Genomic DNA, 23,825 nt, shown 5'->3' on the forward strand with positions numbered 1-23,825 from the left:
GTGAATAGAAATGAAACGAATAGATCTCATTTTTAACGCAATACAAAAAGGGAATTATACAGAAGGTGTAACAGCATCAGAACTCGCTACACTTCTACAGTTAGACCGTGCAAATGTTAGTAGCGATTTGAACAAGCTTGTGAAAGATGATCGTTTATTAAAAACGAGTACACGCCCTGTCCGTTTTTATATAGAAACGAATACTTCATTGGAAACGCATTCAACAAATGGCACTTCACTAGATACATTTGCAATTGAAAATACCAGCCTAAAAATTGCAATTGAAAAAGCCAAAGCTTCTATTCTCTATCCTCCAAACGGTATGCACACTTTACTACTTGGAGAAACAGGTGTCGGGAAATCTATGTTCGCTTCTTTAATGCACGAATACGCAATTGAAGTAGAGCAACTCCCAAAAGGAGCACCTTTTATCGTCTTTAACTGTGCTGATTATGCAAACAATCCACAACTACTACTTGGACAGTTATTTGGGATAAAAAAAGGAGCTTACACAGGTGCCAGTGATCAAAAAGGGTTAATTGAAAAGGCACATGAAGGTATCCTCTTCTTAGATGAAGTCCATCGCCTGCCTCCAGAAGGACAAGAAATGCTCTTCACATTTATTGACCGCGGAGTATACCGCCGCCTTGGAGAAACAGAGAACGAGCGTAAAGCACAAGTATTAATCATTACTGCAACAACAGAAGAACCAAACTCATTTTTATTAAAGACATTTACAAGACGTATTCCAATGACCGTTACGCTTCCACCACTTCGTGAGCGAACGCATAAAGAACGCTTTGCTTTACTACAGCTATTTTTCACAAATGAAGCGATTCGTCTCCGAAAAGAGATTCATGTTAGTCCAAATGCAATGCGGGCTTTCGTTTTTTACAATTGTCCAAATAACATTGGCCAATTGAAAACAGATGTACAAATTGCCTGCGCGAAAGCTTATTCTGATTTCGTAACAAAGAAACGTGATTCTGTCGGTGTTTCAAGTACAGATTTACCTTGGTATATGAAAGAAGGATTATTTATTGAAAGAAAGAGCCGTCATCTATATCAAATACCAAATGAAACATTTGTATTTACAGGTGATGAAGGTTGGAGTAAGCATAAAACAGAACCTGAAGGAAGCCGTTCTTCCATTTACGATTATATCGACCATAAATACGAAGAACTTCAAGCACGCGGCATTGAAGAAGAAGAATTAGAATTACTAATAGAAAATGATATTCAAAGCTTTTTCGTCCAATATTTTAACCAAATGTCTAAAAAAACAAGTCATGAAAATGTTTTTAAAATTGTGGATCGTAATATCGTTTCCGTATGTGAAAAAATTGCGGAACTAGCTGAAAAACATTTATCTAAGACTTTTGATGAAAAAGTATTTCTCGCTTTAAGTTTACATGTACAGACAACTCTACAACGTTTACAAGGTGGAAAACAAATTCACAACCCACAATTAAATCAAATTCGTACGAAATATAAAGAGGCTTTTTCCGTAGCTATGCAATGTATTCAGCTGTTAGAGGAAGAATTACAAATAACAATGCCTATTGATGAAGCGGGCTTTTTAACAATGTTCTTCGTTGTTGATCCAATTCCTGCCTCACAAACAGAAGTAAAAGTATTAATATTAGCTCACGGTAATGGCATCGCAACAGAAATGGCAAACGTTGCAAACGAACTTCTCGGTATTGATGAAGTAACTGGTATTGATATGCCGCTTCATGAATCACCGAAAGATTTCTTAGAGCGTGTTAAAGTGTATATGAAAACACTTCAACATGTAAACGGGCTTCTCTTACTTGTTGATATGGGATCGCTCGCTTATATCGGTGATATATTAGAAACCGAGTTCAAAATTCCTGTACGTGTTCTTTCTATGACGAGCACACCGCACGCCCTAGAAGCTGCCCGAAAAGCTCAGCTCGGTTATTCATTAGATGCACTATATGAAACAGTGAAGAACTTAACACCGTTCTATTTAAACGTGCAGGAAGAAAAGAAACAGCCGCTGTCGCCAATGAAATCCGTTATTTTAACAGCTTGTTTAACTGGTGAAGGAAGTGCTTTAGCAATTCAAAAAATGTTAGAGAACTATTTACGATTTGATAAAGACTTAATTGAAATTATTCCGATTAGCATCGTCCACGAAAAAGATTTAACGAAAATGATTGAAAACATTAAGAAAGAGCGCAATATCATTTGCATCGTAACGAATTTTAATGTACAAGTACCGTGCTTAACGTATCATTTCCAAGACATTGTGAACTACACAGCTATTCAGCCAATTCAAGAATTGATCACGTACGAGGAAACATATGCAAAAATGGCTGATATTCTTGAGCAACAAATGCAGCGTAATGATGGTGCATTGCTCATTAAAACAATTCGTTACGCATTAAATACAATTCAAGAACTCATCTCCTTGCAGCTAACCCCTGATAGTTTAATGGGTGTTATTTTGCATATGAGCTGTATGGTTGATCGTCTTCAAAAAGGAGAAAGTCTTCTCCCTCATCCTGAAAAAGAAAAACGAAGACAAGATGAGTACTGGATGTATATGAAAGTGAAAAAAGCGTTGCAACCTATTGAAAATACATTTGAAATACAAATACCAGATGACGAAGTATTTTATGTAATGGACTTCTTTATCAAAAATCAACCTGTAAAAAATTAAACTAGGCGATTTTTTAAATATATCGATTTACCAACAATAATTGACAAAAACAGCACCCATTATAATTAGAAAAGGCTGTTCCAAAATGTTTTTGGACAGCCTTTTCGCTTACTTCTTTACTTCCCTTATTCTCCCCCTTATTTCTCCTTTTTTAAACGACTTTGTATGAACATTTACATACACATTTGCTTGCATTATTTCTTGAAGTAAGCTGTCAAATGCTCTCCCCTGTAAAGGACCTTCAAAATCCTCCACTTTGGCTACACCAGTAACGACTCCTTCATTCACACTAATTCCTTGCTTTAGCGGACCAAACAAACTTAAAACAACTGGACCAATTTGATCCTTTTTCCCTAAATGAATTTGGCATGATGTAACTTTTTCAATATTTTTCAATATGACCCGATATTGCAACTTCTTTAAATTCTCACTAAAAATGAACTCAGTTACACCATAAGCTTCTGTATTTACAGGAGGTATTTCCCTCTTCCCTGTTAACCTAGCAAAGAAATGTGTTGTCATACAGGCATTCTCCTTATATAAATTTCCCAGCACTACTTCTACTACTTTATGGTTTAGACATAATCATTTATGACTTTTTCAATTTATAATTACAATTAAAAGATTCACAAAATCTTTACATCAAAATCGTTTCTTTCACTTTACTGCCTCTTGTATAATGCACATAGAAAAACATTCTAGGAGGTTATTTTGGAAAATAACAAATACACTTTCCACACATTATTAGAGATTTTTCTCGTCTCATTTAAATTAGGACTTACTTCATTTGGTGGTCCTGTCGCCCATCTCGGTTATTTTCATCATGAGTACGTACAAAAAAGAAAATGGATGGATGAACGAAGCTATGGAGACTTAGTAGCACTGTGTCAATTCCTTCCTGGGCCAGCCAGCAGTCAAGTTGGTATGGGGATTGGATTATTACGCGGTGGATTATTAGGGGCCGTCATTTCTTGGATCGGATTCACTCTACCATCTGTGCTCGTTTTAGTTTTCTTTGCTTCATTTCTTAACCAATTTGAACTTGGAAGCACTGGCTGGATTCACGGACTGAAGCTTGTCGCAGTCGCAATTGTCGCTCATGCAATATGGGGAATGGCTCAAAAGTTAACACCGGACCGAAACCGTGCAACAATCGCTATTGTAACTGCCGCGATTGCCTTATTATGGCCAAGTAGCTGGACACAAGTCATTCTCATTATAGTATCTGGTTTTATCGGTTGGTTTTTATATCGCGGTCAACCAGTTAGCCAAGCTCACACAATAAAAGTCCCTATTTCAAAAACGGTAGCAATTTCTTGTCTCATCTTATTCTTCGGACTATTAATACTACTACCAATGTTACGACCGTACTCTTATTTTATCTCTTTATTTGACAGCTTCTATCGCTCTGGTGCACTCGTATTCGGAGGAGGACACGTCGTACTTCCCCTTCTTGAAACTGAGTTTGTACAAAACGGGATGATGACTAAAGAACAATTTCTAGCCGGATACGGATTAACACAGGCAGTGCCAGGACCACTATTTACATTCGCCTCCTATATAGGAGCAGTGCTAAATGGAACAATGGGAGCTACGATTGCAACCATCGCTATCTTTCTTCCTGCCTTCCTACTCATTATCGGCGTTTTACCATTTTGGGACAGTGTAAGAAGGTTAACTTACATACAAGGTGCACTACTTGGAGTGAATGCAGCCGTTGTTGGTATTTTACTAGCAGCCTTTTATGATCCAATTTGGACGAGTACAATTATGAATTCCGTAGATTTCGTTTTTGCTTCTCTTCTTTTTTGTTTACTCGCTTTTTGGAAAGCACCACCTTGGATTATCGTTATACTCGGAGCATTCGGTGGGTATGTTCTGTCCATTTTATAAAGTGAAACTTTAATCAGAGGGGGTTTTGTCCATCCCCCTCTGATTATTAGTTGAACCAATCGGGCTTTTACGGGCAGTTAATCTCCCACCTAACTTCCTTGCATTTGCCGAATTTTGAGGTGTGAGTCTTACTGCCCGTTAATGCGGGATAAATCTAAAAAACGACGGCCATATTTAGCCGTCGTTTTCCTATTAAAACTTCACAAGCTCCATTCCCTCAGGCAACTCGCTCTCCGTTAAAATACGCAATTCTTTCACACGATCCATTACGTAAGAAGAACGTTTCACAAGCTCTGGATCAATATAAGCTGGATGCACCATAATTTCTACCGTTTGTTCGTCCTGTACTCTTTCTTTTAACTTCACAAAATAATCTTTCTTCACACCGTCAGCGTAAAAATCACTGTAAAACACATCGGAAAATGGGTGCACAGCTCGCTCTTTCTCACAACGACGAATCGGAACATTATATTTACTTGCTAATCTCTCAAGAACATCATGTAAAATCGGTAGCCCATGCACATGATGATGACTATCCAAATGGGTTGGTGCTAATCCGTACGATAAAAATTTCTCAATTTGAGCAGTCCATTCTCTTTCTACCTCTTCTGGATTTATATTCCCTTCTCGAACGACGCTTTGCTTTTGAAACGATCCATCGCTACTTACAAGTGATGGTACGTCCCCAAGAAGCGGTTCTCCTGCCGTTAATACGAGATGCACTCCTACCCCTAACGTTTTATACTCTTTCGCTAAACTTACAGCATGCTCTGTCCCTGGCATATTCATCATCATCGTCGTTGAATTTACAAGTCCGTTTGTATGTCCGTCAATAATGCCGTAATTTGTCCCTTCTGTAAGACCGAAATCATCTGCATTTACAATTAATTTAATCACTTATATCCCTCCTACTAATATAAGAAAAAAGCGGGCTAAATAGCGCCGCTTTACTTCTCTACTTTCTTAAAGAACTGTGGAAGATGTTCTTTATGTGCTTCCAACATTTCATCTAAAATTTGTTTTGCAACTTTATCTGATGGTACAAGTGGATTAATTGTCATAGCAAGCAGCGCCTTATGATAATCCCCTGTAATAGCAGCTTCAATTGTTGTACGCTCAAATGATTTAATTTGCTGTACTAAACCGCGAACTGGTACTGGTAAGTCTCCAACCGTAATTGGTTTTGGACCTTCCTTCGTAATAATACAGTTCACTTCAACAGCAGAATCATGTGGTAAGCTTGCAATTGCACCGTTGTTTCTCGTATTAACAGGTTGAATATCACCTTTATTATTGTAAATAGACGTAATTAAGCTACATGCTGCATCACTATAATAAGCTCCGCCGCGTTTTTCTAATTGTGGTGGTTTAATGTCTAAATTCGGGTCTTTATATAACTCGAATAAATCATCTTCTAATTGTTTTACTACTTCTGCACGTGTACCTTTTTCAATTGAAGCTTCTTTCTCTTCTTCTAACATTTCACGAGTTTTATAGTAGTAACGATGGTACGGACACGGAATAGCGCGTAGACCACGAATGAAATCTGGCTCCCAGTTAAGCGCAGCGATATTTTCCATCGTAATTTGCTTTTCTGGATCTGTTACAAGCTCTAATACACGATCCATTACGCTTACACCATCTAAGTATACGTCTAATCCGTATACCATATGATTTAAACCAGCGAAATCAACATGTACGCGACTTGCATCTACTTCAAGCAATCTCGCAAGACCCATACGAATTCCGATTGGAACGTTACACAGACCAACTACTCTTTGAATGTTCGTGTAGCGAAGTACAGCTTCCGTTACCATACCAGCAGGATTTGCGAAGTTAATAAGCCATGCATTTGGACATAGTTCCTCCATGTCCTTACAAATATCTAAAATAACAGGAATCGTTCTCAGCGCTTTAAATAAACCACCAGGACCATTCGTTTCCTGACCAATTACATCATATTTTAATGGAATTGCTTCGTCCTTTGCACGTGCTTCTAATAAACCAACGCGAAGCTGCGTTGTTACGAAGTCAGCACCCTTTAATGCCTCACGACGATCAAGTGTTAAATGAATATCAATTGGTAAACCTGATTTTTTCACCATACGTTTCGCTAAGTTACCAACGATTTCTAACTTCTCTTTTCCCGCTTCAATATCTACTAACCAAATTTCACGAACAGGAAGCTCATCATAACGTTTAATAAATCCTTCAATTAACTCTGGTGTATAACTAGATCCACCGCCGATTGTAGCAATTTTAATTCCAGTCATGCTTTATTCCCCTTTCGCTTCTAGCTTTTTATAAAGGTCGATAAATTCTGCTGCTAATTCTTTTACTGTAATAGAATTCATTAAATGATCTTGCGCATGAATTAGAAGAACACTAATTTCTGTTTTTTCTCCTCTTGCTTCTGATTGTATGAGCTCTGTTTGGAAATGATGCGCTTCATTAATCGCTTCTTTCGCCTTTACCATCGCTTCATCTGCTTCCGCCATTTTCCCCTGTTTTGCGAATTGCAATGCCTCCATTGCATAGCTTCTTGCATTACCACTATTTAAAATCAATTGGAATGGAATTTGTTCTGCTGTAGTCATCATAATTACCGCCCTCTCTATAAGGTTCAACCGATTTAAATACCCCTTCAGTTTGAACATGTCTATTAAATTATTATTTTATTAATCATAGTTTGGTGTTCTTGTAGATGTATTCCATCTTTTTGAACATGATATAAAGGTAATTGTTCTCACAGACAATATTGTCTGTGAGAACAATTTTTATGTTACATAGGTAAAGAATTATCATTTCCTTGTGCTGCTGCTTTTTCAGTACGAACAACAGAACGGTCACATAATACAACGAATGGGTAATAGATCACCATCGCAATCACAAAGTTGAATAACTGTAGAATTGCACCTGAAAGATGTCCACCTGTTACAAGATAACCACTAATAATTGGTGGTGTTGCCCATGGAATCATCGCAACTGTTTTTGGTACCCATCCAATAGATATAGCTGTATAAGAAGTAATTACTAATACAATTGGTGTTACGATAAACGGAAGGAATAAAATTGGATTTAAAATAATTGGTGTACCAAATATTACTGGTTCGTTAATATTGAATGCACCTGGTCCAATTGATAAACGAGATACACCGCGTAATTGTGCACTTTTCGCTACAAGTAACACAACTACTAAGAATGCTAATGTTGCACCAGAACCACCTAGATACACGAAAGTATCAAAGAATGGTTTTGTAATAATGTTCGGAACATCAAATGCAGATGTGCCACCTTGGAATAACTTAATATTTTTCTCTAATGCCGGTAAGTATAATGGCTCAATAATACCACCAACGATATTTGGACCATGTAAACCGAAGAACCAAAGAAGATGAACAAGGAATACAATGACAATTGCACTTGGTAATGTCCCTGCTAAACTTTGCAATGGTAATTGAATCGTATTAAAGATGAATTCATGAACACTTGTACCAGCTAATTTCACTGCCAATTGAATACCTGCAACTGCTGTTAAGATAACAAATGCTGGCACTAAAGCTGCGAAAGATCTTAAAACTGCCGGTGGTACTCCATCTGGCATTTTAAAAGTAATTTCTCTTTGTACAAAGAAACGGAATACTTCAGTAACAAGAAGTGCCACGATAATTGCTACGAATAACCCTTGTGCACCTGTCCAAGCTAAGTTCAATCCGCCTTCTTTCGGTGTTGTTGGTGTAAGAATAATTAACGCACCAAATGAAATAATACCTGCTGACAAACCATCAACGCCGTAAGATTTTGCTAAGTTATAACTTGTTGTAAATGCTATAATTAGTGCTAGAATTGCGAAAGAACCGGTCCACATTCCACCGCCAACTTGTTTCCATGTTTCACCAAACAAACCTTTCATGAAATCTTGGAAAGCTTCAGATGGAAAACCATTAATTAGTGATGCAAGTGCACCAACTAAAATAAGTGGCATAACTGCAATAAATCCATCACGGATCGCAGCTAAGTGACGTTGCGATCCAATTTTACCAGCGACAGGAACAATATATTTCTCCATAAATGCAATAAACTTTTGCATTTCGCTTCCCCCCTAATTATTTTTTAAGTGTTAATGCGTGATCTAAAACTGCTTCTCCATTCATCATGCCGTAGTGCATTGGGTTAATAACATCGATCCCAACATTTTTCTCATCAGCAAGCGTTTTCATTGAAGAAAGCATGTAACGAACTTGTGGTCCTAGTAATAATACATCTGCTTCATCGATATTGTTTTTTACTGCATCCCCAGATACAGCCCAAATCTTTCCTTCTAGACCGCGAGCTTTTGCAGCTGCTTCCATTTTTGTAACTAGTAAACTTGTAGACATCCCTGCTGAACAACATAATAAAATATTCATTTCTGAATCCCCCTTGTGTAGTATAAAAAATTTATGTTTATTTATTTATTTTTCTTTACGCTATTTATTAATGCAATTATCGTGCCAACTTTTTAAAACGCCCAAAATCAGCGTTTTTTCGAGCAATTCTTTTATGTGTTACCGCTTTCAAATAGTGTGTTATCGAAAAAACACATAGTGTGTTATAAAACAACACGCTTTTAACACATAACTGTATGAAAATAGATTAGTGTTTAGTTGTCTAGTTATGTTTAAAACAAAAAAACACTGAAAAAATTTTTTCAGCGGAAATTTTTTCTTTATTTTAACCCACTATTTAGTGATGTAATGTTTCTCTTCCAATATAATGTGGTCTTCGTTCCGTCATAAAAACATAAAAAAACCTTGCATAAGCAAGGTTCATTCAGCTACTGACATCTTCCTATATAATTCTACAAACTCACTCGCCAATTCCTTCACTGTAATTGCGTTCATTAAATGATCTTGCGCATGTACCATCAGCAGGGTAACCTCTGTCTTTTCCCCGCCAGCTTCTTTCTGTATGAGCTCCGTTTGTAAGCGGTGCGCCTCTTGCAATTCATTTAAAGCTTCTTGTAGTTTAGCTTCCGCTTCCTTAAATTCACCGCGCTTAGCGCAATCAATTGCTTCCATTGAACAACTTCTCGCATTTCCTCCATGCAAGATTAAATGAAAAACTTTCATCTCTATCGTATCCATTTCAGTTATTTACTCCCCCTTTTCTTCCGCTACTTTTTGTTTATCCCATATTTTTAAGAATGGTAAATAAATAAAGAATGCAAGTGCAAAGTTAACGAGCTGCAAAACAACTCCTGAAATTTTCCCACCTGATCCTAAATATCCACTAAAGAGAATAGGTGTAGTCCAAGGTACAGCAGCTCCGCTCGGACGTGCAACCCATCCCCATTCCATTGCAAAATAAGAAACAATCGTTAATACGACTGGCACCAATATAAATGGAATAAGTAAAATTGGATTCATTACTATCGGCATACCAAAAGTCACCATTTCATTAATATTAAAAATACCTGGTGCAATCGACAATCGGCCTATACTTTTTAATTGCTGACTTCGCGCAAATAATAACATTCCTACAACTAAAGCAAGTGTTGCACCAGAACCCCCCATATAAATCCATAAATCAAAAAACTGCGCAGTAATCGTATTCGGTACGTCTTGCCCAGCCTGAAATGCAATTCGATTTTGATCCATTAATGACAACCAAATCGGACTCATTACACCACCAACAATTGCAGCGCCATGAATTCCGCACGCCCAAAGTACATGGACAACGATAACTGCGATTACTGCACCCCAAAGGCTAGCTCCCAGTACGCTAAGAGGCTCCTGTAGAAGCTTCCCTACAACATTATGAATGCTACCGAAAGTCGTATGTTCAAAAATCAATCTAATTATCCAAACAACCGTCACAACAATAAAACCTGGAATAAGCGCAGCGAATGAACGCGTTACTGCTGGCGGAACTGTCTCTGGCATTTTTATAATCATCTTTTTTTGAACAATAAATCGATAAATTTCAGTAGATATAATTGCAATAATCATCGCCACAAACAAACCTTGGCTTCCCATTAGTGCAGCTGGTATAACTCCATCTACAAGTACACTTTCCTTTGTATTTGGTATCATATACATAACTTGGAACGGTGTTGCAAGCAAAAATGATACAAGTGACAATGCACCAGATGCTAAAGCATCCACTTTATAATACTCACCAAGCCTGTAAGCGATTCCAAAAACAGCTATTAAAGACATTATATTAAAAGTTGCACTGACTGGGTACCCCAAAGCTTTCTGCCAATGCTCCCCAAACAAGCCTGCCATAAAATCATTATACCCTGGTATTGGTAAAGCACTAATAATAAGAAAAAAAGATCCAATAATCAAGAAAGGCATCGTCAAAATAATTCCATCACGAATCGCCTGCAAATGCCTCTGCTCTGCAACCTTTCCTGCTACTGGCATCACATATTTCTCCAAAAATCCAATCATCTATCCCACTCTCCTCATGGTTTCATTGACAAAGCTGCTTGCAAGATAGCTTCTCCATTACAAAGTCCGTAATGGACGGATTGAATTACATCAACAGGTATTCCTTTCTCCTTACATAATTCTTTCATTTTCGGTAATAAATAACGTACTTGTGGCCCAAGTAAAAGTACATCTGCATCATCAATATGATTTCGCACTTCTGAACCTGATACAGCCCAAATCTTTACCCCTATCCCCCTTGCTTGTGCTGCCTTCTCCATTTTCGTAACAATCAAACTGGAAGACATTCCCGCTGCACAACAAAGCAAAATATTCATTCCACTTCCCTCCTAGCATTTCTAACCTTAAGTTATAGCCTATCCTTTGCTATCACTAGGTTACAAATATATATGTCTAGATTTCTTACTGTATGCCGAGCTTAAAAACAAAAATTTCTCGGTTTTCACGCTATTCTATCTATCTGTATTTTTCTAGTAAAGAGGACCCTAACTCGCTATAATGATTCAGTATGATTTTTTTACAATCGATAGGAGGGTATATTTATGAAGGCATATCGCTTTCCGCTTATTTTATTATCTTCCATCCTAATTGGTGGTTTCATTGGTTATTTCATGGGTGCCGATGCAGTTGCTTTAAAGCCGCTTGGTGACATTTTCTTAAACTTAATGTTTACGATTGTTGTACCTCTAGTTTTCTTTAGCATCGCGTCATCTATTGCCAATATGGATGGACTAAAACGTTTTGGTAAAATTATGTCTAGTATGGCTGGAACTTTCTTATTTACAAGTATTTTAGCTGCTATTTTTATGATTATCATCGTGAAAGTATTCCCGCCAGCACAAGGTGTTGTATTAGAACTAACACAGCCTGATAAAGCTGATAAAGCTGTTAGCGTCGCTGATCAAATTGTCGGTATCATAACAGTATCAGACTTTTCAAAGTTACTATCTCGCGAGAACATGTTAGCACTTATTTTCTTCTCTATCTTAATGGGGATCGCAACTTCAGCAGTTGGCGAAAAAGGAAAACCATTCGCTACGTTTCTACAAGCTGGTGCAGAAATTTCAATGAAAGTTGTATCTTTCATTATGTACTACGCTCCAATCGGACTAGCTGCTTACTTCGCAGCATTAGTTGGTGAATTCGGACCACAACTTCTTGGAACTTACTTCCGAGCGGCAATGGTATACTATCCAGCTTCTCTTATTTACTTCTTTGTATTCTTTACATTCTATGCGTACCTTGCAGGTCGCAAACAAGGTGTACAAGTATTTTGGAAGAACATGGTTTCTCCTACTGTTACCTCACTTGCAACTTGTAGTAGTGCCGCAAGTATTCCAGCGAACTTAGAAGCAACGAAGAAAATGGGGATTTCTTCTGACGTTCGTGAAACAGTTGTCCTTCTTGGATCTACACTTCATAAAGACGGATCTGTTTTAGGCGGCGTATTAAAAATTGCTTTCTTATTCGGTATTTTCAACATGGAATTCGAAGGACCGAAAACATTAGCAATCGCACTTGTCGTTTCTCTATTAGTAGGAACAGTAATGGGTGCAATTCCAGGCGGAGGTATGATTGGTGAAATGTTAATCGTTTCTCTATACGGCTTCCCTCCAGAAGCGTTGCCAATTATCGCAGCAATCAGTACAATCATCGATCCTCCTGCAACGATGTTAAATGTAACAGGAGATAATGCTTGTGCCGTAATGACAGCTCGCCTTGTAGAAGGTAAGAACTGGATCAAAAATAAATTTGCTTAATATATAGAAAGAGGATGCTCGTTTTGAGCATCCTCTTTTTTGTTGTGATTTGTCGAAACGTCGATATATTTGATTTTGCATCGATATAATTCCATCTGCCACAATTTTGTTACAATCTTCACAAATATTCCACATCTCTCATCCCTCCTCCGTACTATAATCATGTATGGAAAAGGAGATGGACATGATGACACAAAGCGCACCAGAATTTAAAGTTTTGCAAAGCATTGCATTTCTTGCTGTCGTTTTGCAAAGTTCCTTATTATATACAATGAATCAAGGGAACATCTTACTTGAGCAATCCCTCATTATGGGTATGTTATTTAATCTCGCAAAGTTTTCAGCACCTGCATTCATATTTATCGTCGGATTTCACTTAATTCGGCAATATACGAAACAACTCGTTTATACAGAATATATTTATGAAAAAGCCTCACATTTACTTATTCCTTATTTCTTCTGGTCTATTCTTTACCTATTAACAACAAATGAAATCGTTACAATGCAAAGTGGAATAAAAAGTTTATTACTCGGAACGGCCGCACCTCATCTTTGGTACGTTATTATGATGTTCCAAATTCACTTATTGTTCCCTTTACTATGCACACTATTTTATTGGTTTCAAAAACGAACAGAAAATAAAAAAGACATATATAAATATATGACCATTTTCGCTTGTCTATATTTTCTTTTAATGTGGTACTCTTCCCACTACATTTTCAATGGAGAGAAATTGACTAACTCGACCATTTTACATTACACAGATCGTTCTTTCTTCTTCTATTCATTCTATTTCGTTATGGGAGGAATAGCAGCTGTAGCATTAAAAACTTGGCGCTTATTTGTAATGAAACATATCCCTCTTGTGACAATCTTATTTTTCGTTTTATTTTTATTTATCAATTATGAGTTATTTAGTTTTTACGGTGCAAACTCTATTCATTTAACTGTTTCTACCTATTTAAAACCATCAATGTTTCTATATATTGTATGCGAAATTATCATACTATACGTGCTATCTATTACAATTGTACAGCGACGTGGTTTCTTATATAAAGCTTTACGATTTATCGGGAATTACACGTACGGTGCTTATTTAGCTCATTTTTTCTTCTTGCAACTATGTACAAAATTTCTTTCCTTATTCGCCCTGCAAGAAAACACAATATTATATAGCCTATTACTATTTATAGTAACGGCCACAATTTCTCTTGCAGCTATGGTCATTTGTAGCATACTCCCATTTCATACGTGGGTTACAGGACCTTCGCCTACAACGAAGATGAAATGGGCTATTATTTCACTCCGAAAGAATCACAAAAAAGTATTTAAACAATATCTCTGATATAATAATATTTCATATGAGAAGAGAAAGTGAGAGGCAGCTATGATCAATCAAGTTGGACAAATTATGTTATATGTAAACAATCAAGATGAGGCAGTACAATTCTGGACAGAAACAGTAGGATTCCAAATCATTGCTGAAGAAAATAATGGACAAGGATTTCGCTGGATTGAACTCGCTCCAACAAAAGAAGCAGCAACAAGCATCGTCCTTCACGATAAAGCGTTAATCGCGAAGATGCAACCTGACTTAAACTTAAATACCCCTTCATTAATGTTCTTCTCTAATAACCTAGATCAACTCTATAAAGATCTTTCTGAGAAAAACGTCACAGTTGGGAAAATTATGGACTTACCTACAGGTAGAGCATTCAACTTTGCTGATAGCGAACAGAATTACTTTGCAGTTATGGAAAAGAAATAAGAAAAAGCTATCCGAAAAGGTCGTAATGAAACCTTTTGTACGGATAGCTTCTTTATATTATGAAACTTGCTCTTTATTCGTTTCCTTATGCTGTATATGACTCGTGATCCAGGCAATTCCACCAGCGACAACAAGATAGCATAACAAAATTAAAATTTGCATTCGTAATTGCGACCAATCCCCTAACGAGATAACATCTTGTAATCCTCTAAGAGAATGAGACATTGGGAGAAACTGCCCAATTTTGCTAAGCACTGCTATATTTAACTCTCCTGGGAAAGTACCTCCACTCGTCGCTAATTGAAGGACGAGAAGCGTTACCGCTGCAAATTTCCCAACAATGCCGAATACCGTTACTAACATAAGAATAAATGTCATGAACGTAAAGGAAATAATAATACTTGATAACACGAACAGTGGTACACTTGCGACTTCTAATTTCATAATTCCAAGCACAACCGTATCTACAAGGAATGCTTGAATTAATCCAATTAAATATACTAAGCCTAATTTATTTATAAAATGTACCGTCCCGCTTACCTTCATATTTTGCCTACGTCCAAGAGGTAAAATATTCGATGCCATAATTCCACCGACATAGAATGCCAGTGATAAGAAATATGGCGCGATTCCTGAACCGTAGTTAGGTACGTCAGAAACGGTTGACTTCACTAATTGAACTGGCTCTGAGAACATCGCATTACGCGCATCATCATTACGAACATTCGCTATCTTCTCTGCGCCTTCTCCCAATTTCGTAGAAAGTTCCTTCGCACCATCGTCGAGCTTAACAAGTCCATCTGTTAACTTTCCAGCGCCATTATTTAGCTCCGTTCCGCCACTCGCAAGATGATTTACACCTTCTTGTAATGATGTAAATCCATTTCCCCACTTCGTGAATCCATCAGCTAAATTCGCCGCACCATCTGCTACTTTTTTTGTTCCACTCGTCGCTTCATTTAATTTAGCTCCGAATGTATTCATACCTTCTTCAATCTTATGCTGCCCGTCAGCCAACTTCTTCGCACCTTGCGTCAATTGTTGTTGACTAGCATTTAATGTATTTGTTGCTTTAGCTAATCCGCTAGAAGTAGCAACAATTTGCTGGAAGGCAGGGTCTTGCTGTACTTCTGGATGATTTTTCGCGTACTCTTCTAATTGCTTTTTGACCGCATTTGCCACTTCATCTGCCTTAGCCTGTCCTTCTGCTAACTTTTCATTTCCGCTTATCCATTCATTTGTTCCAGCACTTAAATTACTAACTCCTTCTTGTAGCCCTTTCTCACCTTCCGTTAGCAACTCCATTCCATTATGAAGAGATGTTGCTCCCTGGCTCAGTTCATTCGCTCCTCCGGTTAACGCTCCTTGGCTAGCTGCAAGCTTATCGCTACCTTCTTTCAACTGATTTGCGCCATCACTTAAACGGTTAATACCACCAGAAAGCTCATTAACTCCGTTTTTCGCGTCTGTCGTCCCCTCATGCAATTTTCCAGCACCATTACTTGCATCATTCAAACCTTGCGCCAAATCTTGAAACTTCGAAAAGACACCTTCTGTATAAGACTTTGTAATGCTATTTGAGATTTTTGTTTTCATATTTTCAACAGCTGTCGTTCCAATTTGAGCTGCTACAAAGTTTTTACCTGGATTTACTTTATATTGTAGCTGTGCCGGCTCTGGTTTCTCATCCATTAGTGTACTTACCTTTTTCGAGAAATCTTCTGGAATTGTAACGACCATATAATATTTATCTTCTTTTAACCCTTCATCTGCATTTTTTTCTGATACGAAATGAAAAGCTAGTTCCTTATTTTCTTTTAAATTTTTTACAAAATCGTCTCCAGCGTGGATCGCTTTTTCATCCATCACAGCACCTTTATCTAAATTAACAACTGCAACAGGTAATTTATCTAATCGTCCGTATGGATCCCAATATCCAGCTAGAAAGAATCCTGCATAAATTAAAGGAACAATTAGTAAAAAAATTAAAGCGATACGTCCATGTTTATGATTCCACATCGCCTTCCAATCTTTAAATATAAGTTGAATTCCCTTCATGAAAAATACTCCTTCTTCTAATTTAACACTCTTCGAATGGTTTAACAGATTTACTATACACGTCACCTTTCATACTGTATAATACATCTTTAATTATCAATTCATTTCTTTTGGTCTATAGAAAGGAGATTCAAGATGGAACTTCTTCAATTAAAATATTTTCAAACCGTTGCACGGTTAGAACATATGACGAAAGCTGCCGCAGAATTGCACATTGCACAACCTTCACTGAGCAAAACAATTGCTAGACTAGAAAAGGACTTAGGTGTCCCTTTATTTGATCGCCAAGGTCGAAAAATTACACTAAACTCTTTCGGAAAAGTATTTTTAAAGCGAGTAGAACGTATTTTTCATGAATTAAATGAAGGAGAACGAGAAATTAAAGATTTAGCAGAATTACAACAAGGCTCTATTACACTAGCCGTTTCTATCCCGAGAATATTACCGGAACTCCTCGGTTCTTTTTTATTAGAACATCCTAACGTACGATTCCAACAATTCCTCGCATCTACTCCTTCTATGAAACGGCAACTAGATGATAAGGAGATTGATTTTTGCATTTCCTCTGTACCAATTGAAGGAGAAGAAATTGTTTGGGAACCACTTATCACAGAAGAAGTTTTCTTAGTCGTCCCTTCAGGCCATCGATTATCAAACCACGAAAGCATTCATCTGCATGAAGTAAAAGACGAACCGTTCATTAGTATGAACACTGGTTACGGATTCCGACACTTAACAGATGAATTTTGTAAAGAAGCTGGTTTTACTCCGCATATCGCGTTTGAAGTAGATGAACCAACCGTTATTAGCGACCTTATTAAACAAGGTCTTGGCGTCGCCTTTGTTCCAGGCCTAACTTTATTGAAAAACTCTACTTTAGCATCAAATAAACTACGTATTATTGAACCCAATTGCGAAAGAACAATCGGCTTAAGTTGGTCAAAGAAACGTTACTTATCAAAAACTGCCCAGCAATTTCGTAAGTTTGTTATCAAGTACTTCTCTACTATTAGTACATGAAATTATATCGACTTATCAACAAATAACAACAAACATAAAAAGGCGCCATTCCCTAGGATGGCACCTTCTATTTCTTACTCTTCTCCAGTTCCATTTCAGCTAGAAGTGGCAATACATTATCGAATATATGTGTATTATTATTTTCACCTGTTACATATCCACCGTAATATCTACTAAATACATTATCATTTCGGAATGTAGTCATCCGTTCATACAATTCCTTAGCAAACTTTGTATCACCTGTTTGTAGTACATACAAAATAGTTAAACCGTAAGAGGCTGGTGATTCATAATTCACAGCTTGTTTTCCCGTTTCTAAGTTATAGCGACCGTATAACTTTCCATCCTCGTGGAATTTCCTCTTTATAAATTCCAAATAAGCATCTGATGAAAGACCACCTAGACTACGATGGTAAGCAACGTACGATTGATCAATAAGATTCACTTCTTTATCATACGTAAATGTACCATCTTCTTTATACTCTTTCGGAAATGCCCAACCGTTTCTCGGATAATTAGCTAAAAACTGAACAACTCCCTGATATTGTTCAGCAGAAATTTTTCCGTACTTTTTCATATAAGAGAATGCATGAGGATTTATGTAAGATGTTGTTGTAAATTTATTTTGTCTACCTGCATCTACGTCATAATAATCAACGTAATAATTATCTTTTTTATTATACCGAAGTACAGCATCGCTCAATTGATCTGCCAAATGTTTATAACGCTCTTCCTTGTACATTTCATAAGCCCGATATAATTGTTCAATAATACGAAGGTCATCTATAAGTGCATTTGTGGCTGACTGCATTTCCCCTTTTTCAGAGATTTTCCATAAAACAATATGATCCTTATGTACAAAATAATTTTGAATGACCTTTACTTGTTCATCGAATAATGCTTGATCGTCTTTATCAAGCGTATACTGTAACCATAATCCTGCCGATTCCGATAAAGCTTCGTGGCCTTTCGCCTCACCTGTTCCTGCCTTTGTATCTGCTAAACGGTACGTTGCAAGTGTCCCATTTTCATTTACCATATGCCTTAAAATAAAACGTTCCGTACGATTTCCTTGTAAAGCCGCCCAAAACACAATTCCTCCTAAAGCAAGTAAGACAATAATTCCAATCCCTATATATACACGTTTTCGCAAACTTTTCACCTCCCTAGTAAGACTAACCTTAATTTTACTAGAACATACACAAATATAAAAAAGACAATCCTTTAGATTGTCTCCTCCATTTATCCTTCACAAGCTTCTTTAGAAGGCCTATATAGCGATTCCACAAGTCGATCGTATTCACGACGCGTAATTTCTTTATTATATAACTTTAATAATAAATCTCTATGCTCTTTTGAAAATGCCATCTTTTTAATGACTTCAGGATACATAAGACACCCTCTCCATTTCACATAAACTTCTTCATTCTATAAACGTAACACGCTTAAACAGAACTTATGTTCGCATAAAAGATTATAAAATATTACCTGCTAAAAAACAAACAAAATATTACCGATTTTATATTTCTTTCTCTTTCGAATATTTCAAAATCATATTACCACACTCACTTTTTTAAATACACACATATTTTTGGTAGTTTTTTGAATAAATCTTCCAATTCAATCAGAAAATAATGGCAAAAAGAGAAGAGGAGCATACATATGGATACTGTAACATTAGCAAGGGCCTTTTTCGGTTCTTCACTAGCATTCCACATTATCTTTGCAACGCTTGGAGTCGGACTGTCTTTAATGATTTTTATAAGTGAAATATTGTATCACTGGAAGAAGGATTCTGACTATGCCATTATGGCAAAAAGATGGACAAAGGCTTTTGCCATCCTTCTCGGTGTAGCAATTCCAACTGGAACAATTGTTGGTGTGCAAATTTCACTTCTTTGGCCTGGCTTCGCCAAAATTGTTGGTCAAGTTATTTCCGTTCCCTTTCAAATTGAGATTTTCGCCTTCTTTTTGGAAGCTTTATTCATGTCTATTTACGTATATGCAGCTGATAAACTACCTCCCTTTATGAGGTTAGTCTCGCTCTTTTTCGTTATGCTTGGTGCCACTGCATCCGCCGTGCTTATTACATCAGCAAATACATGGATGAATACACCAGCGGGCTTTTCAATGAGTCCGGATGGCTCAGTTTTTAACGTTGATCCGTGGAAAGCTTTCTTTAATCCGAGCTTTGGTACAAGTGCATTCCACGTTGTTATTACGGCATATGCAACTGGAGCAGCAGTTATCGCCTCTATCGCCGGATTTAAATTATTGAAACGAAATATAAGCGCACGTGAAATTGCTTATCATAAAAAAGGATTACTTTTAGGACTTGTCGTTACTTTCATTACTGGTGCTACGATGTGGCTTTCAGGGCACGAGTCTGCTATCGCCTTACATAAACATTCACCCGAAAAACTAGCATCTGCTGAAGCTTTATTTGAAACGACATCACATGCTCCTTTATCAATTGGCGGGGTTGTTGATCCTAAAACCCTTGAACTAAACTATGCACTCGAAATTCCAAACATGCTCAGCTTATTAGTAGGACTCGATCCTAGTACCGTCGTAAAAGGGCTAAATGAATTCCCGCAAGAAACGTGGCCACCATTTTATACACATACGCTTTTTAATTTAATGGTCGGCTCTGCTACATTTACCTTTGCTGTCGCAGCTATTGCCCTCATGTATTGGTACTTTGTTTATCGAAAAAAAGGAGCGGAGTTACCGAAATGGCTTCTTTGGGCGACTGCTGCATGTGGACCCGTTATGATGCTCGGTATTGAATTCGGATGGATTTTCAGTTGTAGTGGTCGCCAACCATGGACAATTTATGGCATGCAACGTACGTTAGATGCTGCTACACGTGCCGATTTCGTCGGTCCTTTATTTGTCCTATTCATCATTTTATACATCGGGCTCGCTATTTTAACAGTCTTTGTACTACGGACATTCTTTAAGAGACATCCGCTAAAGAATGATTTACATCAACAAGGAGGCGATTCTCGTGCATGAGGAAAGCATTGCAATCATCATCTTATGGGCTCTTATTTTCGTATATAGTATATTAGGGTCCATTGATTTTGGAGCTGGTTTTTGGGGCATGGTATACGCTAAACATCCGACACTCGCTGCAAAGCTTGCCAATCGGTACTTATCACCAACTTGGGAAGTAACAAATACGTTTCTCGTCTTTGTCGTAGTCGCTTTTCTCGGTTTCTTTCCAAAAGCAGCCTTTACCCTTGCAACGGTTATGTTCGTACCAGTTATGTTAATTTTAGTACTCGTTGCGATTCGAAGTACATTTATGGTATTTGCTTACTCTTTGCCGAAATACCAACATCTTCTTCGTATTATTTCAGGTATTACTGGACTCTTAATTCCAGCTCTATTAATTACCGTTCTACCCGTCACAGAGGGCGCCTATATTACAATGTCTGAAGGAAAAGAAGTGCTCCTTTATGGAAAGCTTCTTTCTAGCCCCGTTATATATTGTTATATGCTCTTCGGACTAACATCGGAACTATTTCTCTCTTCTCTCTTCCTTGCTGATTTTGCGAGAGAACAAGGTTCTGAAGATACGTACCGAATTTATAGAAGAAATGCCATCATACTTGGTCCCGCAACGCTTGTTACTGCTATTATTGCTCTCGTTGTAATGGACCCTAAAACACACTGGCTTATGCAGGGATTAATAAAACAATTCCCATGGTTTACAGTTTCTATCGTTTTATTTGTTATCGGCTATTCCTCCCTTTGGTGGACAAATAAGAAATACAACACACTAGGCTTCCCTCGTATTGCAGTTTTAGCTGTTGTCGCTCAGTATGCATTTGCAAGCTACGCTTACGGCGTCGCGCATTTACCATATATCATTTACCCAGATGTAACTGTATTTACAAGCTTTACGACGACCGAAACATTTTATGCATTGCTTATTCTTTACGCAATCGGGATTGCAATTTTACTACCAGGATTTATTTTCTTCTGGAATTTATTCTTGAAGGATCGAACTTTTTTGAAGGAAAAATAATAAATGAGGGGCATTGAAACATAGAATGCCCCTCATTTATTAGACACCTCTCCTAATAGTTATTTCACCACTATGTATACTTGCCTTATATCTAAAAAAACACATATTCACATCATTCCATTATACGTCTAGTTCTTCTTATTTTTTGCTGAATATACTACCAGTACAAACTTGAGACAAGCTACGTTTGCTCAAGGGAAAATAGAAGCCCCCTTTGCTACCGTCTTAGCAAAGGGGGCTTCTTCTATATTTAAGCTAGGTACAGTGTGATCAATCAAGTAAAGAGGTGTAACGTATTATTGATATAAGTGACTACCAGTTTCTTTAAATTGTTCTGCCTTCTCTTTCATTCCTTTTTCAATTGCTTCTGTCGTTTCTAAATCATTTTCTTTCGCATATTCACGAATATCATGTGAAATTCTCATACTGCAAAACTTCGGTCCACACATCGAACAGAAATGAGCTGTTTTCGCCCCTTCTGCTGGCAACGTTTCATCATGATACTCCATCGCACGTTCAGGATCTAAAGATAAATTAAATTGATCGCGCCAACGGAATTCAAATCGTGCTTTTGAAAGGGCATCATCACGCTGATGAGCCGTTTTATGCCCTTTCGCAAGATCGGCCGCATGCGCAGCAATTTTGTACGTAATAACCCCTTCACGAACATCATCTTTGTTCGGCAAACCTAAATGTTCTTTCGGTGTTACATAGCAAAGCATCGCCGTTCCAAACCAGCCGATCATCGCTGCACCAATTGCTGATGTAATATGGTCATAACCTGGTGCGATATCAGTCGTTAACGGCCCAAGTGTGTAGAACGGCGCGCCCTGGCAAATATCAAGTTCTTTCTCCATATTCTCTTTAATTAAATGCATCGGTACATGCCCAGGTCCTTCGATCATAACTTGCACATCATGTTTCCAAGCAATTTTCGTTAATTCACCAAGTGTCTCAAGCTCAGAAAACTGTGCTTCATCATTTGCATCTGCAATGGAACCTGGACGTAACCCATCTCCAAGAGAGAACGAAACATCGTACTGCTTCATAATTTCACAAATTTCTTCAAAATGAGTATATAGGAAGTTTTCTTTATGATGGAATAAACACCACTGCGCCATAATAGAACCACCACGGGAAACGATACCTGTCGTACGCTTTGCAGTAATTGGAATGTAACGAAGTAATACACCAGCGTGAATCGTAAAGTAATCAACGCCTTGCTCCGCTTGCTCGATTAACGTATCGCGATACACTTCCCACGTTAAATCTTCTGCAATCCCGTTTACTTTTTCAAGCGCTTGATAAATTGGCACTGTTCCAACTGGTACCGGAGCATTACGAATAATCCACTCTCGTGTTGTATGAATATTTTTACCTGTAGATAAATCCATAATCGTATCCGCACCCCAGCGCGTTGCCCATGTCATCTTCTCTACTTCTTCTGCAATGGAAGACGAGACAGCTGAGTTTCCGATATTTGCATTTACCTTCACGTGGAAATTACGTCCAATTATCATCGGTTCTGCTTCTGGATGGTTAATGTTAGCCGGCAAAATTGCGCGTCCTTCCGCAATTTCCTTACGAACAAACTCTGGTTCTACCCCTTCACGAATCGCAACATATTCCATCTCAGATGTAATAATGCCATTACGTGCATAATGCATTTGCGTAACATTTGCACCTTGCTTCGCTTTAAGCGGCTTGCGATTCATTTGCGGGAAAACAGGTGTATGTTTTGAAGCCACCTTTACACCGTCATCCTCGGGTTTAATTTCGCGCCCTTCATAAGCTTCCACATCACCACGCGTGATGATCCAAGAGTGGCGCGGCGTTGGAATCCCCTTTTCCAGCTCCACTTTATACTCAGGATCCGTATAAGGGCCACTCGTATCATACACACGGATTGGCGGATTTGGGATGCCGTTCGTGTCGCTTTGTTCAATCTCGCGCATCGGTACTTTCATACCTTCACGTGGTCCATCCACATATACTTTTTTACTCCCTGGTAAACTCGATTTCAATTCAATTTGCTCAGCTGAAACAGACTGTTTCATAACCTTTATTGCCCCCCTGTTCGTGACAAGGACGAGATATGGCCAGCGTATGCCAAAATAAAAAGAGCCAGGTCCATAAAAAAATAAGGACCTGGCTCATAAAGACA

Annotated in this window: 21 protein-coding genes; 8 read left to right on the plus strand and 13 right to left on the minus strand. The window is 37.8% G+C overall.

Features of this window, described 5'->3' with window-relative positions; translation table 11 throughout:
* Window positions 1–10: 10 nt before the first annotated feature.
* Window positions 11–2,689, plus strand: a complete 2,679-nt coding sequence (locus tag ACTFQM_RS20650; protein ID WP_440036059.1) for a PRD domain-containing protein — start codon at window positions 11–13, stop codon at window positions 2,687–2,689.
* 108 nt (window positions 2,690–2,797) lie between these two features.
* Here ACTFQM_RS20650 and exsM read toward each other — a convergent pair whose 3' ends face one another.
* Window positions 2,798–3,211, minus strand: coding sequence for an exosporium regulatory protein ExsM (gene exsM, locus ACTFQM_RS20655; RefSeq protein WP_265622888.1), 414 nt, complete (start codon window positions 3,209–3,211; stop codon window positions 2,798–2,800).
* 189 nt (window positions 3,212–3,400) lie between these two features.
* Between exsM and ACTFQM_RS20660 the strand changes: the two genes are divergently transcribed.
* On the plus strand, window positions 3,401–4,582 hold the full coding sequence (locus ACTFQM_RS20660; RefSeq protein ID WP_440036060.1) for a chromate transporter: 1,182 nt from the start codon (window positions 3,401–3,403) through the stop codon (window positions 4,580–4,582).
* Between the two features lie 192 nt (window positions 4,583–4,774).
* Here ACTFQM_RS20660 and chbG read toward each other — a convergent pair whose 3' ends face one another.
* The 8 genes from chbG to ACTFQM_RS20700 all read right to left on the minus strand — a co-directional run bounded on the left by chbG (window position 4,775) and on the right by ACTFQM_RS20700 (window position 11,336).
* On the minus strand, window positions 4,775–5,479 hold the full coding sequence (gene chbG / locus ACTFQM_RS20665; RefSeq protein WP_440036061.1) for a chitin disaccharide deacetylase: 705 nt from the start codon (window positions 5,477–5,479) through the stop codon (window positions 4,775–4,777).
* Between the two features lie 50 nt (window positions 5,480–5,529).
* Window positions 5,530–6,855, minus strand: a complete 1,326-nt coding sequence (gene celF, locus ACTFQM_RS20670) for a 6-phospho-beta-glucosidase (protein ID WP_440036062.1) — start codon at window positions 6,853–6,855, stop codon at window positions 5,530–5,532.
* Between the two features lie 3 nt (window positions 6,856–6,858).
* A complete protein-coding gene (locus tag ACTFQM_RS20675) occupies window positions 6,859–7,182 on the minus strand; it encodes a PTS lactose/cellobiose transporter subunit IIA (RefSeq protein WP_025148178.1) in 324 nt (107 codons plus the stop codon).
* 182 nt (window positions 7,183–7,364) lie between these two features.
* The gene (celB, locus tag ACTFQM_RS20680; RefSeq protein WP_440036064.1) at window positions 7,365–8,672 is read right to left on the minus strand and encodes a PTS cellobiose transporter subunit IIC; all 1,308 of its coding nucleotides are present in this window, start codon (window positions 8,670–8,672) and stop codon (window positions 7,365–7,367) included.
* A 16-nt stretch (window positions 8,673–8,688) separates the two neighbouring features.
* A complete protein-coding gene (locus ACTFQM_RS20685) occupies window positions 8,689–8,991 on the minus strand; it encodes a PTS sugar transporter subunit IIB (protein WP_002174230.1) in 303 nt (100 codons plus the stop codon).
* Between the two features lie 399 nt (window positions 8,992–9,390).
* Window positions 9,391–9,708: a PTS lactose/cellobiose transporter subunit IIA gene (locus tag ACTFQM_RS20690; protein ID WP_002174231.1), complete on the minus strand. Its 318-nt coding sequence runs from the start codon at window positions 9,706–9,708 to the stop codon at window positions 9,391–9,393.
* A 9-nt stretch (window positions 9,709–9,717) separates the two neighbouring features.
* Window positions 9,718–11,019 (minus strand): PTS cellobiose transporter subunit IIC, encoded by a 1,302-nt coding sequence (gene celB, locus ACTFQM_RS20695; RefSeq protein ID WP_440036065.1) that lies wholly within the window; start codon window positions 11,017–11,019, stop codon window positions 9,718–9,720.
* A 14-nt stretch (window positions 11,020–11,033) separates the two neighbouring features.
* Window positions 11,034–11,336, minus strand: a complete 303-nt coding sequence (locus ACTFQM_RS20700) for a PTS sugar transporter subunit IIB (protein ID WP_440036066.1) — start codon at window positions 11,334–11,336, stop codon at window positions 11,034–11,036.
* Between the two features lie 225 nt (window positions 11,337–11,561).
* Between ACTFQM_RS20700 and ACTFQM_RS20705 the strand changes: the two genes are divergently transcribed.
* From ACTFQM_RS20705 to ACTFQM_RS20715, 3 genes are all read left to right on the plus strand, one after another.
* On the plus strand, window positions 11,562–12,779 hold the full coding sequence (locus tag ACTFQM_RS20705) for a dicarboxylate/amino acid:cation symporter (protein WP_440036067.1): 1,218 nt from the start codon (window positions 11,562–11,564) through the stop codon (window positions 12,777–12,779).
* 187 nt (window positions 12,780–12,966) lie between these two features.
* Window positions 12,967–14,124, plus strand: a complete 1,158-nt coding sequence (locus ACTFQM_RS20710) for an acyltransferase (protein ID WP_440036182.1) — start codon at window positions 12,967–12,969, stop codon at window positions 14,122–14,124.
* Between the two features lie 42 nt (window positions 14,125–14,166).
* The gene (locus tag ACTFQM_RS20715) at window positions 14,167–14,547 is read left to right on the plus strand and encodes a VOC family protein (protein WP_440036068.1); all 381 of its coding nucleotides are present in this window, start codon (window positions 14,167–14,169) and stop codon (window positions 14,545–14,547) included.
* A 57-nt stretch (window positions 14,548–14,604) separates the two neighbouring features.
* On the opposite strand, the gene ACTFQM_RS20720 is transcribed toward ACTFQM_RS20715, so the two are convergent.
* Window positions 14,605–16,605, minus strand: coding sequence for a YhgE/Pip family protein (locus ACTFQM_RS20720; RefSeq protein ID WP_440036069.1), 2,001 nt, complete (start codon window positions 16,603–16,605; stop codon window positions 14,605–14,607).
* 135 nt (window positions 16,606–16,740) lie between these two features.
* Here ACTFQM_RS20720 and ACTFQM_RS20725 point away from each other — a divergent pair, with 135 nt between their 5' ends.
* A complete protein-coding gene (locus ACTFQM_RS20725; protein WP_440036071.1) occupies window positions 16,741–17,625 on the plus strand; it encodes a LysR family transcriptional regulator in 885 nt (294 codons plus the stop codon).
* 67 nt (window positions 17,626–17,692) lie between these two features.
* On the opposite strand, the gene ACTFQM_RS20730 is transcribed toward ACTFQM_RS20725, so the two are convergent.
* On the minus strand, window positions 17,693–18,778 hold the full coding sequence (locus tag ACTFQM_RS20730) for a transcriptional regulator (protein WP_440036072.1): 1,086 nt from the start codon (window positions 18,776–18,778) through the stop codon (window positions 17,693–17,695).
* Window positions 18,779–18,867: 89 nt separating this feature from the next.
* On the minus strand, window positions 18,868–19,017 hold the full coding sequence (locus tag ACTFQM_RS20735; protein WP_002174240.1) for a hypothetical protein: 150 nt from the start codon (window positions 19,015–19,017) through the stop codon (window positions 18,868–18,870).
* A gap of 270 nt (window positions 19,018–19,287) precedes the next feature.
* On the opposite strand from ACTFQM_RS20735, the gene cydA reads away from it, so the two are divergent.
* The gene (cydA, locus tag ACTFQM_RS20740; protein WP_440036073.1) at window positions 19,288–20,643 is read left to right on the plus strand and encodes a cytochrome ubiquinol oxidase subunit I; all 1,356 of its coding nucleotides are present in this window, start codon (window positions 19,288–19,290) and stop codon (window positions 20,641–20,643) included.
* Window positions 20,636–21,661 carry a cytochrome d ubiquinol oxidase subunit II gene (locus ACTFQM_RS20745; protein ID WP_002174242.1) on the plus strand — a complete coding sequence of 342 codons (1,026 nt, stop codon included), beginning with the start codon at window positions 20,636–20,638 and terminating at the stop codon, window positions 21,659–21,661. The genes cydA and ACTFQM_RS20745 overlap by 8 nt, the downstream gene beginning before the upstream one ends.
* Window positions 21,662–21,957: 296 nt before the next feature.
* Here ACTFQM_RS20745 and thiC read toward each other — a convergent pair whose 3' ends face one another.
* Window positions 21,958–23,718 (minus strand): phosphomethylpyrimidine synthase ThiC, encoded by a 1,761-nt coding sequence (gene thiC / locus ACTFQM_RS20750; RefSeq protein ID WP_048370215.1) that lies wholly within the window; start codon window positions 23,716–23,718, stop codon window positions 21,958–21,960.
* Window positions 23,719–23,825: the final 107 nt, after the last annotated feature.

The organism is Bacillus cereus group sp. MYBK30-2 (assembly GCF_051915945.1).
In the GTDB taxonomy this organism is placed as follows: domain Bacteria; phylum Bacillota; class Bacilli; order Bacillales; family Bacillaceae_G; genus Bacillus_A; species Bacillus_A paramycoides.